This is a genomic window from Pedococcus sp. P5_B7, assembly GCF_054049895.1.
Genome location: NZ_JBFULM010000001.1, coordinates 344,883 through 359,960, shown reverse-complemented (window position 1 = coordinate 359,960; position 15,078 = coordinate 344,883). Strand labels below are relative to the sequence as shown.

At 71.4% G+C, this 15,078-nt stretch carries 14 protein-coding genes; 5 read left to right on the top strand and 9 right to left on the bottom strand.

All coding sequences use genetic code 11. From position 1 onward, the window contains the following. Window positions 1-17: 17 nt before the first annotated feature. Window positions 18-1,034 carry a deoxyribose-phosphate aldolase gene (gene deoC, locus ACXJKD_RS01635; RefSeq protein WP_457252582.1) on the bottom strand — a complete coding sequence of 339 codons (1,017 nt, stop codon included), beginning with the start codon at window positions 1,032-1,034 and terminating at the stop codon, window positions 18-20. A gap of 117 nt (window positions 1,035-1,151) precedes the next feature. Beyond that, window positions 1,152-2,411: a S1C family serine protease gene (locus ACXJKD_RS01630; protein WP_457252581.1), complete on the bottom strand. Its 1,260-nt coding sequence runs from the start codon at window positions 2,409-2,411 to the stop codon at window positions 1,152-1,154. Between the two features lie 268 nt (window positions 2,412-2,679). Here ACXJKD_RS01630 and ACXJKD_RS01625 point away from each other — a divergent pair, with 268 nt between their 5' ends. Beyond that, complete coding sequence (locus ACXJKD_RS01625) at window positions 2,680-4,080, top strand: HNH endonuclease signature motif containing protein (RefSeq protein ID WP_457252580.1); 1,401 nt, start codon at window positions 2,680-2,682, stop codon at window positions 4,078-4,080. A gap of 105 nt (window positions 4,081-4,185) precedes the next feature. Here ACXJKD_RS01625 and ACXJKD_RS01620 read toward each other — a convergent pair whose 3' ends face one another. Beyond that, window positions 4,186-4,563, bottom strand: a complete 378-nt coding sequence (locus ACXJKD_RS01620) for a response regulator transcription factor (protein WP_457252579.1) — start codon at window positions 4,561-4,563, stop codon at window positions 4,186-4,188. Window positions 4,564-4,734: 171 nt separating this feature from the next. Here ACXJKD_RS01620 and ACXJKD_RS01615 point away from each other — a divergent pair, with 171 nt between their 5' ends. After that, window positions 4,735-5,205, top strand: a complete 471-nt coding sequence (locus ACXJKD_RS01615) for a hypothetical protein (RefSeq protein ID WP_457252578.1) — start codon at window positions 4,735-4,737, stop codon at window positions 5,203-5,205. A 38-nt stretch (window positions 5,206-5,243) separates the two neighbouring features. Here the strand turns inward: ACXJKD_RS01615 and ACXJKD_RS01610 are convergent, their stop codons facing one another. The 6 genes from ACXJKD_RS01610 to ACXJKD_RS01585 all read right to left on the bottom strand — a co-directional run bounded on the left by ACXJKD_RS01610 (window position 5,244) and on the right by ACXJKD_RS01585 (window position 11,898). After that, window positions 5,244-6,962 (bottom strand): phospho-sugar mutase, encoded by a 1,719-nt coding sequence (locus ACXJKD_RS01610; protein ID WP_457252577.1) that lies wholly within the window; start codon window positions 6,960-6,962, stop codon window positions 5,244-5,246. A 13-nt stretch (window positions 6,963-6,975) separates the two neighbouring features. Further along, entirely contained in the window at window positions 6,976-7,827 is an 852-nt protein-coding gene (locus ACXJKD_RS01605; RefSeq protein ID WP_457252576.1) for a purine-nucleoside phosphorylase, read from the bottom strand. Between the two features lie 100 nt (window positions 7,828-7,927). Continuing rightward, complete coding sequence (locus ACXJKD_RS01600) at window positions 7,928-9,016, bottom strand: ABC transporter ATP-binding protein (protein WP_457252575.1); 1,089 nt, start codon at window positions 9,014-9,016, stop codon at window positions 7,928-7,930. Further along, the gene (locus tag ACXJKD_RS01595) at window positions 9,013-9,861 is read right to left on the bottom strand and encodes an ABC transporter permease (RefSeq protein WP_457252574.1); all 849 of its coding nucleotides are present in this window, start codon (window positions 9,859-9,861) and stop codon (window positions 9,013-9,015) included. Before ACXJKD_RS01595 ends, ACXJKD_RS01600 begins: the two co-directional genes overlap by 4 nt. Then, complete coding sequence (locus ACXJKD_RS01590; protein WP_457252573.1) at window positions 9,858-10,769, bottom strand: ABC transporter permease; 912 nt, start codon at window positions 10,767-10,769, stop codon at window positions 9,858-9,860. The genes ACXJKD_RS01595 and ACXJKD_RS01590 overlap by 4 nt, the downstream gene beginning before the upstream one ends. Continuing rightward, entirely contained in the window at window positions 10,762-11,898 is a 1,137-nt protein-coding gene (locus ACXJKD_RS01585; RefSeq protein ID WP_457252572.1) for an ABC transporter substrate-binding protein, read from the bottom strand. The genes ACXJKD_RS01590 and ACXJKD_RS01585 overlap by 8 nt, the downstream gene beginning before the upstream one ends. 172 nt (window positions 11,899-12,070) lie before the next feature. Between ACXJKD_RS01585 and ACXJKD_RS01580 the strand changes: the two genes are divergently transcribed. The 3 genes from ACXJKD_RS01580 (at window position 12,071) to ACXJKD_RS01570 (ending at window position 15,078) form a co-directional block, all read left to right on the top strand. Beyond that, the gene (locus ACXJKD_RS01580; protein ID WP_457252571.1) at window positions 12,071-13,477 is read left to right on the top strand and encodes an NAD(P)H-quinone dehydrogenase; all 1,407 of its coding nucleotides are present in this window, start codon (window positions 12,071-12,073) and stop codon (window positions 13,475-13,477) included. A 116-nt stretch (window positions 13,478-13,593) separates the two neighbouring features. Then, window positions 13,594-14,277 carry an antitoxin gene (locus ACXJKD_RS01575; protein WP_457252570.1) on the top strand — a complete coding sequence of 228 codons (684 nt, stop codon included), beginning with the start codon at window positions 13,594-13,596 and terminating at the stop codon, window positions 14,275-14,277. A 189-nt stretch (window positions 14,278-14,466) separates the two neighbouring features. After that, window positions 14,467-15,078, top strand: coding sequence for a hypothetical protein (locus ACXJKD_RS01570; protein WP_457252569.1), 612 nt, complete (start codon window positions 14,467-14,469; stop codon window positions 15,076-15,078).

The window sequence follows — 15,078 nt, the reverse complement described above, 5'->3', positions numbered from 1 at the left end:
GGTGGGGGCTCGCACGGTCAGTACAGGCTGGGCGAGTCGTCGGTGACGTAGTCGGCGCCGGAGTAGGCGCCGATCGCCATCCGCTGGCGTTGCAGGAGGAGGTCGTTGAGCAGGCTGGAGGCGCCGAAGCGGAACCAGTAGGGGTCGAGCCAGTCGTCGCCGGCGATCTCGCTGACCGTGACCAGGAACTTGAGGGCGTCCTTGCTCGTGCGGATGCCGCCGGCCGGCTTGACGCCCACCATCTCGCCGGTGAGGTCGCGCCAGTCGCGGACCGCCTCGAGCATGACCAGCGTGACCGGCAGGGTGGCCGCAGGGGAGATCTTGCCGGTGGAGGTCTTGATGAAGTCGCCGCCGGCCAGCATCGAGAGCCACGACGCGCGTCGGACGTTGTCGTAGGTGACCAGCTCGCCGGTCTCCATGATGACCTTCAGCCGGGCGCGGGAGCCGTCCGTGCGGACACAGGTCTCGGCGACCTCGGCGATCTCGCGGAACACCGTGAGGTAGTCGCCGGAGAGGAACGCGCCGCGGTCGATGACCATGTCGATCTCGTCGGCCCCGGCAGCCACGGCGTCACGGGTGTCGGCCAGCTTGATCGGCATGAGCGCCCGACCGCTCGGGAAGGCGGTGGCGACCGCGGCGACCTTGACGCCGCTCTGCCCCAGGGCCTCCTTGGCGGTGGGGACCATGTCGCCGTAGACGCAGATCGCGGCGGGACGAGGCGTCGCCAGATCGGTCGGGTCGGGGGTGATGGCCTTCGCGCACAGGCCGCGCACCTTGCCCGGGGTGTCGGCGCCCTCGAGCGTCGTGAGGTCGATCATCGAGATCGCGAGGTCGATGCCCCACGCCTTCGACGTGGTCTTGATCGACCGCGTGCCCAGCCCGGCAGCACGCGCCTCGCACCCCACCTGGTCGACGCCCGGGAGGCCGTGCAACCAGCTCGTCAGGGCCGCGTTGGTGAGGCGGGAGACGCCGAGAAGGTCGCGCGCCCTGGTCGTCGCGTCGACGGAGGGGGCCGCAGCTGTGGGGGTGCTCACCGACCAATCCTAGCCGTGTCTCACCCTGTGGTCAGATCGCGCCGGTTCGAGGTGACCCCCACCTCCTCCGGCTGGTGACGCACCTCCAACGGACGACCGCGGGTCAGTGCACGGCGCTCAGTCAGCCGGGCCGGACCCCAGCGTGACGGTCGCGGTGTGGTCGGCTCCCGAGGCGTCGGTCCAGGCGACCAAGACGCGGCCGCCGGGGTCGTGGGTGGCCAGCGCTGCGGTCAGGTCGGACGGGCTGGCGACCGCGTCGCCGCCCACCGCGGTGATGGTCGAACCGGCCGTGATGCCGGCCTTCGCGGCGGCCGACCCGGCGACGACTCCGCTGACGGGGGCCCCCGCGAAGGTGCTTCCTGGCGTGCTTCCGGGCCCGCCCAAGCCGGTGCTCGGCTGGCCGAAGCCGTTCGTGGGATCCTGCGCGGTCTGGATGCCCAGGAAGGCCGGCAGGCCCTGGTGGATCGTCTCGTTGTCGACCCCGGACGTGATCTGCTCGGCCACCGCCAGGGCCGTGTCGACGGGGATGGCGTAGCCGGCCACGGTCGGTCCGCTGCCCCCACTGGTCTGCGCGGCGGTGTCGATGCCGACCACCTGGCCCTGTGCGTCGTAGAGGGGACCGCCCGAGTCGCCGGCCTCGATGGCTGCGCTCGTGACGATGAGCCCGGTGAGCTCCTCGCTGTCGGTCCCGGAACCGTCGCTCGCGGTGATGTCCCGGTCGAGGGCCGTCACCTCACCGGTGGCCGCCGACGTCCCTGTCTCGTTGCCGGCGTTCCCGACCCCGGTGACGGCGTCGCCGACCTGCAGCGACGAGGAGTCGCCGAGGTCGACCGTGGCCAGCCCGCTCGCACCCGTCAGCTCCAGGACGGCGACGTCGTTCGTCGGGCTCGTGCCGACGACCGTCGCCGCATAGGTGCGGCCGGTCGACAGGACGGTGACCTCGATGCTGGTCGCACCGTCGACGACGTGGTTGTTGGTCAGCACCTCACCCGACGAGGTCAGGACCATGCCCGTCCCGGCGGCTTCGCCCTGGTCGTAGTTCACCGTCGTGACGATGTCGACCACGCCGACGAGCTGGCTCGCGGTGGCTTCCGTGGTCGTGCCGGTGGTGGTCCCGTCCGTGGTGGAGGGAGTGGCGCCTGACGAGTCGGTCGAGCCGGTGTCTCCCGAGTCGGGGACCAGCTCCCAGGTGCGGCCGCCCCGCGTGCCGTACGCACCGGCATACGGGGTGGTCACCTGGGCGACGTTGGTGCTGGCCGACGAGCCGGCCGCAGTGTCGCCGGCCGAGATCTGGGCGCCGCCGATGGCGATCGCGGCGGCGGAGGCGATGCCCGCAACTCCGAGGAGGAGGGGGAGCGGTCGTCGGGTCGGTTTCATGGGGCTCACCTTCGAGGTGCTGTCGGTCGTGGGTTGTGGCCATGGCGTGGTCGCGGTGTCACTGCTCACGACACGCCCTCGAGGTGGTGACGCGCTGTGTCACGCCTCGGTGTTTCCTGTGGACGTCGGGGACGGGACGTCTCGCCTGTGGACAGCGGGTGCCGTATCGACGCCGCATCTGCGCCCCTCACGAGAAATCGAATCAGACTGTGCTGCAACGGTTTTCGGTGTCGTGGGGTTGTCAGACGCGGCCGGTAGGTTCGTTGGCATGGATCGGGGGAGCACGTTCGAGCAGCGCCGCGCAGCGGTGCAGGCCGCGTGCGCCGCCCTGACCGGCATCGACGAAGCCTTGTGGGCCGCTCCCGGTGGCGCGCTGGGCGACCTCGCGGCACTGTTGGACGAGGTGGCTCTGCGGGTGGACGCGGCCCGGGTCGAGGTGCTGCGGGAGGCGACCGACCGCGGTGAGGCCGGGGCCGGCCGGGCCGGTGCGCACGCGTGGCTGCTCGACCACAGTCCGGCGCTGCGGGCCGGTGGGTCGGCGCGGGTCGTGAAGGTGGCGGAGGTGGGGTGCGATGACCGGTATGCCGCGCTCGTGGCCGCGGTGCGTGACGCGCGGGTGCCGCTGGTGACGGCCGCGACCGTGGTCGAGGAGCTCGACCGGCTCGCCCCGCGCCTGGCCGAGGGCGCAGAGGGCCCGGTGCTGGCCGGGCTGGTGCAGGTCGCGTCGTGGGGGCGGCCGAAGGACGTGCGCGGCATCCGGGAGCGCCTCGTGGCGAAGTACGGGGCGGTGGGGGAGTTCCAGGTCGAGCAGGACCGGTTGCGTGAGCTGCGGTCGCTGTCGCAGCCGTTCGCCGACGGGGCCGGGCTGTTCGAGTACACGATGCTCCTCGACGCCGAAGCCAAGACCGTGATCGAGGCCGCCGTCCAGGCCCTGTCCGCGCCGAGGCCGGCGCGGGGGGAGCCGGACCGGCGCCCGTCCGGGCAACGGCGGATGGACGCCCTGCTCGAGGTCGTCCGCCGGTGCGTCGCCTCCGCTGACGGGGTGGCCACCACCCCCAAGGCCGAGCTGTTCGTCACCGTCTCCCTCGACGACCTGGTCGCCCGGGCGAACGCGGCGACCGTGGTCGGGTCCAGCGAAGCCGGGACCCTGCTCGCCCCGGAGACCGCCCGGCGGGTCGCGTGCGATGCCGGGATCATCCCGGTCGTGCTCGGCAAGGACGGGCAGGTCCTCGACCTCGGCCGACGGTTCCGACTGTTCACCTCCGCCCAGCTCCGGGCGTTGTGGCTGCGCGACGGCGGGTGCACCTTCCCCGACTGTTCGGTGCCGGCAGCCTGGTGCGACGGACACCACCTGTGGCACTGGGTCGACGGCGGCCCCACCGACCTGACCAACGCCGCTCTGTTGTGCGGGCGGCACCACACGATCGTCCACAAGAAGGGCTACCACGCCGAGCTCACCGACGGCCACGTCTCGTGGGACCTGACCCCCGGCGCCTACGACCACTGGCTCACCCGCCACCCCGGCCCACGCCCAGGCACCGACACTGGTTCGGACCCACGCGAGGGGTCCGGCTTCGGGACGCCGCCGCCGACCAGGACCTACCACGTGTGGGGCGAGCTCGAGACCGGTGCCGCAGGTTCGGCGCCCGTTCCGTCCTGGCCGCCCTGATCCAGCTGGCGGCCCACGGCCCCACGGCCGCACGCGCGGCCAGCCGGCCGGGCGGCTCTGGTGGTCGGTGGGTCGAGCGGATCCTTCCCGCTCAGCCGCCGGCGATCAGTGGGGGGTGACGTCCTTGGTGGTCAGCGCCCGGACCCGGCTGACCAGCTCGCGGCCCCGAAACGGCTTGACCATGTAGTCATCGGCTCCGGCGGTGAAGGCCTGGTCGATGTCGCCCTCCTGGGCTTTGGACGTGAGCATCAGCACGGCGATGTCCTTCGCCCGAGGGTCCGCTCGCATGCCCCGGCACACGTCGACCCCGCTCAGGCCCGGCATCATCCAGTCCAGGATCACCAGGTCAAACTCCTGGGACACGGCGGCGGTCAGTCCAGCATCGCCGTTGTCCTCGACGACGACGTCGTAGCCGACCCGACTCAGCAGGGCGACCACGAGGTCCTGGATGTCGACGTCGTCCTCGACCACGAGAACCTTCATCGGTGATCCCTCCCGAGCGGAGCGTCGCGGCCGCAGGTGATCTGTCGGCACGTTTCACCCCGCACCCTACGGTGAGCTCACTCGAACGACGAGCCCCCGCGCGGGGTGGTGGGAGGCGCGCGGCGCGGCCCCGGATTGCCGATTCGACTCGCGTGGGACAGTCTCACCCGCATGGACCGCGTGGAATTCGTGCAGCTCAGGGAGGCGACGACGGCCAACCTCCCGCCGGCCTCCGGCGCGCTGACCGCCGATGCTGCGTCCAAGCTGCGACAACGCCTGGCGTCGAGCGTCATGTTCGCCCAGGTCGAGGTCGAGGTGACGGACGATCCCGACCGCCTGCTGATCGCCATGGTCCGCTTCCGGCCGGGCACGCCGGAGCGTCAGGTGTCCAGCTTCCTCGAGGCGGTGTGGATCACCGAGCTGCGCCTCTCCGGTCTGGACGTCTTCAACTTCCTCGTCGAGGACGGACACGTCGAGTTCGAGGCGGTCACGGGGGACCAGGACTCCGGCTACTTCCTCAGCCTGCAGCTGATCGCGATCGAGGGTCAGGCCCAGGACTTCGAGGGCCGCCCAGACCCGCCGACCCCACCTCCTGTCGACACCGACGCCCCGCGCACCACGAAGCGGTTCTGGAGGAAGTAGTCCGCCCGGCTGGGCTTCCATCCAGCCAGTCCACCCAGTCAGACCTGGGTGAGTGCCTCCATGGCAGTGCGGATCCCGGCGAGCCTCGTGGCGGCGGTCTTCCGGGCGGTCTTCAGGTCGGCCGACACCGGTTCGATGACCTCGAGGTAGACCTTGAGCTTGGGCTCGGTGCCTGACGGTCGCACGATGATTCGTGAGTTGTCGGCCAGGAAGTAGCGCAGCCCGTCGGTGGGCGGCAGTGCCTCGGTTCCTTCAGCCAGGTCGTCGGTGCGCACGACCGCTGTGCCGGCCACTTCCTGCGGCGGGTGCTGGCGAAGTCGCGCCATCACCGTGCCGATGAGCGAGAGGTCAGCCACGCGCACGGACAGGGCATCGGTTGCGTGGACGCCGTGCTCGACGGCGAGGTCGTCGAGCAGGTCGGTGAGCGAACGCCCTTCGGCCTTGAGGCTCGCCGTCATCTCCGCGACCACCAGGGCGGCGCTGACGCCGTCCTTGTCGCGCACGTGCGGTGGGTCGACGCAGTAGCCGAGCGCCTCCTCGTAGCCGTACCGCAGGCCCTTGACGCGGGAGATCCACTTGAATCCGGTCAGGGTCTCCTCGTGCGGGACGCCGGCGGCCTTCGCCATCGCCGCGAGCAAGCGGGACGACACGATCGAGTTGGCGAAGACGTCGCCGTTGCCCACGCCGCGAGCGAGGATGTGCGCGCCCAGTAGGGCCCCCACCTCGTCGCCGCGGAGCATCCGCCATCCACCGGGGCCGGGCACCGCGACAGCGCAGCGGTCGGCATCGGGGTCGTTGGCGATGACCACGTCGGGCCCGGTCTGCTCGGCCAGCTCGAGGGCGGCGTCCATCGCCCCGGGCTCCTCGGGGTTGGGGAAGTGCACGGTCGGGAACGCCGGGTCGGGCTGGGCCTGGCTCTCGACCGGGATCGGCGCGGCATACCCCGCGCGGACGAACGCCTTGGCCACGGTCTCGGAGCCCACCCCGTGCAGGGCGGTGTGGACCACCGTCACCTCGCGCGGGGTGTCCTTGGCCACGACGGTGACGGCGTCGTCGAGGTACGCCTCGAGCACGTCGTCACCGAGCGTCTCCCAGCCGTCGTCGGCGAGCGGCACGTCGGCCACGGCCGCGACCCGCGCGATCTGCGTCGCGATGTCGGCGTCGGACGGCGGCACGATCTGCGAGCCGTCGCCGAGGTAGACCTTGTAGCCGTTGTCCTCAGGCGGGTTGTGGCTCGCGGTCACCATCACGCCGGCGTCGGCGCCGAGGTAGCGGATCGCATACGCGAGCACGGGAGTCGGCAGCGGCGACGGCAGGATCGCGGCTCGACCGCCAGCACCCACCACGACCGCCGCGGTGTCCCGGGCGAATACGTCGGAGTTGCGCCGCGCGTCGAAGCCCACCACCACGAACGGCTCGGGCTTGCTCGCCTGCAGGTATGCCGTGAGGCCGGCCGCCGCTCGGATCACGACCGAGCGGTTCATCCGGTTGGGACCCGCGCCGATGGCGCCGCGCAGGCCGGCGGTTCCGAACTCGAGCATCCCCGAGAACCGGTCAGCGAGGTCGCCGATGGCAGCTTGGTCGCCGGTCTTGGCCTTCGCGAGCAGGTCGCCGAGCTCCACCCGGGTCTCGTGGTCGGGGTCGTCGTCCACCCAGGCCTGAGCGGCATCGACCAGCTCCTGGGCGTGGTGGGCGGCCCACGCCTCCGTGCTGGCAGGCGAGTCGGCTCCGCGGCCGTGCCGCGCGGCATACGTCATGGCTGGGCTCCTGTCAGATGGTGGCGACGACCGCGGCGAGGAGCTTCCCGCACCGTTCGGCGGCCGCTTGGCCGGCCTCGATGACCTCCTCGTGGGAGAGCGGCTGGTCGCTGATCCCGGCGGCGAGGTTGGTGACGAGCGAGATGCCGAGGACCTCGAGGCCGGCCTGACGGGCCGCGATCGCCTCGAGCGTGGTCGACATGCCCACGAGGTCACCACCGAGCACCTTGGCCATCCGCACCTCGGCGGGAGTCTCGTAGTGGGGCCCGCGGAACTGCACGTAGACCCCCTCGTCGAGACCGGGGTCGACCTGCCTGGCCAGGTCGCGCAGCCGCGGGGAGTAGAGGTCGGTGAGGTCGACGAAGTTGGCGCCCTCGATGGGGGAGGCAGCCGTGAGGTTGAGGTGGTCGCTGATCAGCACCGGGGTGCCGGGGCTCCACGCGGGGTTGAGGCCGCCGCAGCCGTTGGTGAGCACGATGGTCTTGCAGCCCGCTGCGGCGGCGGTGCGCACGGCGTGGACGACCGCCCGGACGCCCTTGCCCTCGTAGAAGTGGGTGCGGGTGCCGTAGACGAGGGCCCGACGGCCGGTGTCGGCGATCGCCACGGAGCGCATCGTGCCGCTGTGTCCGGCGACGGCAGCCTTCGCGAAGCCGGGGACGTCCGCGTTGTCGATCGTGGCCAGCGTCTCGCCGATGAGGTCGCCGGTCTGGCCCCACCCGGAGCCGAGCACCAGGGCCACGTCGTGCCGGTCGGCGCCACTGCGGTCGGCGATCACCGCTGCGGCGGCCTTGGCCACCTCGAACGGGTCGGTCGCGGGGTCGGACAGGTCGGGGACGCCCGGGGACGGGCTGCTCTGCTCGCTCACTCCCGAAGACTACCGAGGCCCGGACCGAGCGGCGACGGCGACGGAGCGGACGGTCCCGATCGTCGGGATCATCCCCTCTGTGCTGCGCGCGACCGCCGACTCAGTCGCGCGCGGACACGGCCAGGGCCGGTTCGCCGGTGGGGCGAACGGTCACCGGCGAGCCGGGGGAGTAGCCGCCGACGGAGCTGCTGGGCACCTGGACGATGGCCTGACCGCCGTCGGCGAGGGCGACCACGACCCGACCGTGCGCCCCCAGGAAGCTCACGCTCGTCACCGTGTGCGCACCGCTCGGGTCGGCCTGGACGGCAAGGTGTTCGGGACGCACGAGCACCGTGACGGCTCCCGAGGTCGCCGAGCCGTCGAGCAGCGGCACGGGGTGGCCGAGGACCGTCGCCGACGTCGAACCTGCCTCTCCCGCAAGGCGATTGGTGACCCCGACGAAGTCCGCCACGAAATCGTTGACGGGTCGCGAGTAGAGCTCCTCGGGGGCCGCGATCTGCTCGAGGCGACCGCTGCGCATGACGCCGACCCGGTCGGCGACGGCCAGCGCCTCCTCCTGGTCGTGGGTGACGAAGAGGGTCGTGGTGCCGACCTCCAGCTGGATGCGGCGGATCTCGTCGCGCAGCTGCACCCGGACCTTCGCGTCGAGGGCGGACAGCGGCTCGTCGAGGAGGAGCACCTGTGGCTCGATGGCCAGCGCGCGGGCCAGGGCGACGCGCTGCTGCTGGCCTCCGGACATCTGGTGCGCGAACCGGTCTGCCTGCGTGGACAGCCCGACGAGGTCGAGCATCTCGGCGGCCCGGGTCCGCCGCTGCTGGCCGGACTGGCGGCGCAGCTGCAGGCCGAACTCGACGTTCTGCCGGGCCGTCATGTGCGGGAAGAGGCTGTAGGCCTGGAAGACCATCCCCAGGTCGCGCTTGTTGGTGGGCACCCGGGTCAGGTCCTTGCCGTCGACCTCGATCCGCCCCTCGTCGGGGTCTTCCAGGCCGGCGAGACAACGCAGCGCCGTGGTCTTGCCGCAGCCCGAGGGGCCGAGCAGGGCCACCAGCTCGCCGGGCGCCAGCCGCAGGGTGAGGTCGTCGAGGGCCTGCACGGGGCCGTAGCTGCGCTTCAGGCCGGTCAGCTCGACGGCTACGCCTCGGGGGCCACTGGCGGCGGTCGAGCTGACGGTCGTGGGGGCGGCGGTCATGTGGGCTCCTTGCGGTGACGGCGCAGTCGGGCCAGCGGGGACGTCGCGCTCCGGGCGCCGCCGACGAAGGACATCGCGAACAGGATCAGGAAGGCGAACACGAGGGAGGCCAGACCGACCGCGATCGAGATCTGCGAGTCGGACTTGCCGATGAGGTACATCGCCACCTGGAGGTTGGTGCGGCTGAACAGGTTGGCGATGGTGAACTCACCCAGGGTCAACGCCACGGCGAGGAACGACGCCGAGAGGACCGCGGTGCGCAGGTTGGGCAGGATCACCCGGAGCATGACGGTGGTCCAGCTGGCCCCCAGGGATCGGGCGGCCTCGCTGAGCGTCCTGACGTCGATGGCCCGCAGCCCGGCGTCGAGCGCGCGGTAGGCGTAGGGCAGGACCAGCACGACGTAGGCGAACGCCAGCCAGATCGCATTGCCGCCGAGGAAGTAGGTGACCCACGCGTAGACCGGGGTCAGGCCGACCACGAGCACGATGGCGGGGACCGTCAGGGGCAGCAGGCAGAGGAACTCGACGGTGCGCCCGAGACCCGGCAGCCGCAGCCGCACCCACGTCATCGTCGGCACGAGCAGGAGCAGCATGATCACCACGGTGAGGACGGCCAGCCCCATCGAGGCGATGAACCCGGCCCGCAGGTCGGGATAGCGGGTCGAGATCGCCCCCACGTCGAGCAGCTGGGACCAGGTCGCCCCGGTGCGCTGGCCCGTCACGTCGCGGGTCGTGAACTCGAGCATGGCGAACAACGGCAGGCCGAAGAACATCAGGGTCAGCGTGACCACCACCCAGCGGAACACGTTCTGCCGGCGCCGCATCGCGGCGCGCTGGCCGCTCATCGGACCAGCCACTTCGACGCGCGACGGTCCAGCACGGCATACCCGGTCATGACGATGGCGACCACGACCACCATGGCGAGCGCCATCGCCTTGCCGACGCCTTCCTGACCCAGCACGACCTCGGAGGTGAACGTGCCACCGATCTGCAGCGGCAGCAGGGGCGCGCCCTGCGAGACCAGGGCGGCCGCGGTGGCGTAGGCGGAGAACGCGTTGGTGAAGAGCAGCAGGAGCGCGCCGATGAAGGACGGCATGAGGATCGGACCGGCGACCTTGCGCCAGTAGAGGAACGTGCTGCCGCCGAGGGTCTCGGTCGCCTCGCGCCACTGGGGCCGCAGCCCTTCGACGGCGGGCAGGAAGACGATGAGCATGAGGGGCACCTGGAAGTACAGGTAGACCAGCATCAGGCCCTTGTCCCACTCGTACAGCCATAGACCGCTGCTCGTGCCGAGGACCCTGGTGAGGAAGCCCTGTGCGGAGAAGGTCGCGAGGAACGCGAAGGCGAGCGCCACCCCGCCGAACTGCGCCAGCACGCCGCACAGCGAGGTGACGAACCGCTTGAGCACGCCGTTCGGCGAGGCCGTCGACACGGCATACGCGAGCACGGCGCCGAGCACGGCACCCGCGACCGCGGTCACGGCCGACAGCACCACCGAGTGCCACAGGGCCGAGGTGACCGCGGGCTCGCCCAGCGCGCGCAGGTTGCCCAGGGTCGGTCGACCACCGCTGAAGAACGCCCCGATCACGACGACCAGGGCCGGGATGACGAGGAAGACCGTGACGTAGGCGAAGAACGGGACGACGCCGAGCAGGGCGCCCGATGGCCGGAAGCCACCGGGCGCCCTGACGCGGCGGGCGCCGGGCACCGAGGTGTCAGCTGCCGTTCCGCCGGCTGCAGCGGCGTCAGCCAACGGCGTTGGCCCATTCCTTGGCGAGGTAGGCCGTGGCGGTGTCGGCGTCGGCCTTGCTCGGGACGACCGGCGTGCCGGTCACGGCGGGCAGGGCTGCGGAGGCCGTGGCGTCGAGCGTGCCGGCCTTCTTCATGTCGTCGAACCGGACCGGGCGGGCCCCACCCTTGAGCCAGAGGTTCTGACCCTCGTCGGAGTAGAGGAACTCCTGCCAGAGGCGCGCGGCGGCCGGGTGCGGGGCGTCCTTGTTGATCGCCTGGACGTAGTAGCCGGCCACGACCGCGTTGTCGGGGACGAAGACCTTCCAGGTCGGGACCTTCGCGGTCTGCGCGGCGTTGAGGTAGTCCCAGTCGATGACGACGGGGGTCTGGCCCGATGCGATGGTCGCAGGGGTGGGGTCGACCGGGATGAAGTTCCCGGCGGCCTTGAGCTGCTTGAAGAAGGCGACACCCTTGGTCACGTCGCCGGCGGTGCCACCGTTGGCGAGCGAGGCCATCTGGACTCCGGCGAACGCCGCTCCGGCCTTGGTCGGGTCACCGTTGAGGGCGACCTTGCCCTTGTAGGCCGGCTTGAGCAGGTCGGCCAGCGACGTGGGGGCCGGGACCTTGGAGGAGTCGTAGCCCACGGACATGTAGCCGCCGTAGTCGTTGACCCAGGTGCCGTTCGCGTCCTTGAGGTCGGCCGGGACCGAGTCGAAGGTGGCGACCTTGTAGGGAGCGAACATCGTGGTGTTCGCGGCCGCGACCGCGGCCCCGACGTCGAAGACGTCGGGGGCGCTGCCCTGGCCCTTGAGCCGGTTGGCCGCCGAGATCTCGTCGGCGCTGCTCGCGTCGGGCTGGGCGCTGGTGACCTTGATGCCGTACTTCGTGCCGAAGGCGCTGATGATCGCGCCGTAGTTCGCCCAGTCCGGGGGCAGCGCGATGACGTTGAGGGTGCCTTCCTTCTTCGCTGCCGCAACGAGGGCGTCCATGCCCCCGAGGTCGGCGGCCGAGGTGGCGGTCTTGGCCTTGTCGGCTCCGCTGCCCGAGCTTCCGGTGTCGTTGTCGGCGGGTGGCGAGCAGGCGGCGACCGCGAGGGAGGTGGCTGCTGCGACGACGGCGAGGAGGGCCGTGTGGCGGGGACGAACTGTCATGTGTTCCATCCTGACTGTGAGCCCGTCCAGCGGGCGGCGAGGTGCTCTGTGCATAGTGGTGCCGTCGCGGAACGTAGTGTCTGTCCTTGGACCATAGGGCCCACAGCGCCTGTCGGGAAGGCGAAGAGCACGTGGCGAGTGGGCGTCGACCTCGGGGTGGTTGGATGGTCGGGTGAATGCGTCCCAGTCGTCAGTGGTGATCCTCGGTGGCGGTCCAGGGGGCTACGAGGCCGCCCTGGTGGCCGCCCACCTGGGTGCCAGCGTGACGGTGGTCGACCGTGACGGAGTCGGTGGAGCGGCGGTGCTGACCGACTGCGTGCCGTCCAAGACGCTGATCTCGACGGCCGACTTCATGAGCCAGTTCGAGACAGCGTCCGACCTCGGCGTGCACCTCGAGGACCACGAGGGCGACGAGGTGTCCGACTCGGTCGCCGAGCTCACGGCGGTGAACCGCCGCATCCTGGCGCTCGCCGCGGCGCAGTCCCGCGACATCGGCGCCCGGCTGGCGGCCGACGGCGTGCAGGTGCTGGCCGGCACCGGTCGGCTGCTCACCCCCGGGACCGTCGAGGCGACCCTCGCCGACGGCACCACCCAGACCCTCCCCGCCGACGTCGTCCTCATCGCCACCGGCGCCACGCCCCGGGTCGTGCCGACCGCCCAGCCCGATGGTGAGCGCATCCTCACCTGGCAGCAGATCTACTCCCTCGCCGAGCTCCCCGAGCACCTGGTCGTCGTCGGCTCGGGTGTCACGGGTGCCGAGCTGGCACAGGCCTACCTCGGTCTCGGCTCCCGCGTGACGCTCGTGTCGTCGCGTGACCGTGTGCTCCCCGGCGAGGACGCCGACGCCGCCACGGTCATCGAGGACGTCTTCCGCAAGCGCGGCATGGATGTGCTCGGGCGCTCGCGGATGGCCTCGGTGTCACGCACCGAGTCGGGCGTCGTGGTCCGGCTCGAGGACGGTCGCGAGGTCGAGGGCAGTCACGCGCTCCTCGCCGTCGGCTCCGTCCCCCAGACCTCGGGCATCGGCCTCGAGGACATCGGGGTGGCCGTGAGCGAGTCCGGGCACATCGTCGTCGACAAGGTCTCGCGCACCTCCGTGCGCGGTGTGTATGCCGCGGGCGACTGCACCGGCGTCCTTCCCCTCGCGTCCGTGGCCGCGATGCAGGGGCGGATCGCGATGGCGCACTCCCTGGGCGACGCCGTGGCCCCGCTCAACCTGAGGGCCGTCTCGGCCAACATCTTCACCGACCCCGAGATCGCGACGGTCGGGTTCTCCCAGAAGGACCTCGACGAGGGCACGGTCGACGCGACCTCGGTGATGTTGCCGCTGTCCACCAACCCGCGCGCCAAGATGCAGGGCATCACCGACGGGTTCGTGAAGCTGTTCGCGCGCAAGGGTGGTGGCACCGTCGTCGGCGGGGTCGTCGTGGCGCCGCGGGCTTCCGAGCTGATCTACCCGGTGACGTTGGCGGTGCAGCATGCACTCACCGTCGACCAGCTCGCCGGGACCTTCACGGTCTACCCCTCCCTCTCCGGCTCGGTGGCCGAGGCCGCCCGCCAGCTCCACCAGCGCGACTGACCTGTCGTAGGGCGGTCCGCCGGTATTTCCCCCGGGTTGGTGGGTAATGTCCACAGTGAGCGTGCTGTGGCGCGGACTCCGATTCCCGAGAAGGTTCCCTAGGAAGGGCAAATCAAATGGCTGGCTCCTGGCTGGACAAGGTGAAGGACTACGTCAAGGGCAACCCGCAGCAAGCGGACTCGGCTCTCGACAAGGTCGAGGACGTCATCGACAAGCAGACCGGGGGCAAGTACTCCGAGCAGATCGACCAGGGCGCCGACGCCCTCCGCGACAAGCTGGGTCTGCCCGAAGAGCAGCCAACACCTGCGCCGGCCCCTGAGCCTGCTCCCGAGCCCGAGCCCGAGCCTGCCCCGGCTCCTGAGCCCGAGCCTGCCCCGGCACCAGCCCCCCAGCCTGCCCCGACCCCTGAGCCCGAGCCAGACCCTGCCCCGGCACCTGAGCCCGAACCCGCTCCCGAGCCTGCACCGGCACCAGCCCCCGCCCCCGAGCCCTTCCCGGCCCCGGGTGACCCGGTGCCGTCCGACCCCACCCCAGACCCCGTGCCCTCCGAGCCGGCCCCCGACCGCCCGAGCTGGGACGAGCCGGCCCCCACGACGCCCGAGCCCACCCCGGCCCCCAACCCCTCGCCGTCGACCGGAGACCCCCAGCCGGGCTCCTCAGACGGGCCGCTCACCCCGGGTGAGCCCCAGCAGCCCGGTCAGCCGGGCGGGCCGCTCGACCCTGCCCAGCGGCCCGACGCGGGGGCCGAGGCGGAGCCCGGCGACGAGGGGACCAAGGAGCTGCCCCCGTTCGGTCGCTGAGCGCCAGGCACACGGCATACGTCCGCGGCGTCGTCTCCCGGCTGGGAGGCGGCGCCGTCGGCGTGTCCGGTGAGGGTGCGCAGGGCAGGCCCGGGTGACGTAGGCACTTTGTCGGTGGGCAGCGACCCGGCTCGGCGTGACGATCGGTTCAGCAGGGATCACATCCACCAGCCGCACCTGGGAGGTCCCATGTTCCGCCACCTCACGTCAACCCACACCGTGGTCCGTCCACTGCTCGCAGCACTCAGCGCGGTGGCGCTGAGCGTCATGCTCGCGCCGTTCGCCGCAGCCTCCAGCAACGTGGTCTTCCGGTCGCACGAGACGTTGAAGGACACCCACATCGAGCAGGAGGAGCACGACGACTTCTGTGACGTCCCGTTCCTCGTCCGCTGGGAGGGCAGGGTCACCATCACCGAGACGGGCATCGCCCGCGGAGGTGGGGACCTCGAGTACTTCTCGATCCACGTCTCGGCGGAGGACACCTTCTCCAACGTGGAGACTGGCGCCTCGTTCCGGTCCGTCGACACCTTCAACGGCCGTGACCAGAAGCTGACCCTGAACGCCGACGGCACCCTCACCGTCGAGTTCATGGACCGGTTCTCGTCGAAGCTGTTCGGGAGCGACGGCAAGCTGGTCGGCCTCGACGCCGGCACCGTCGCGGGCACCCTGGTCATCGACCTCAACGACCCCCAGGATCCGGAGGACGACACCGTCCTCAGCGAGACGATCACCAGGGACCACGGGACCCGCACCTTCGGCGAGCGGGACTTCTGCCAGGACGTCCTCGACTTCCTCGGCTGA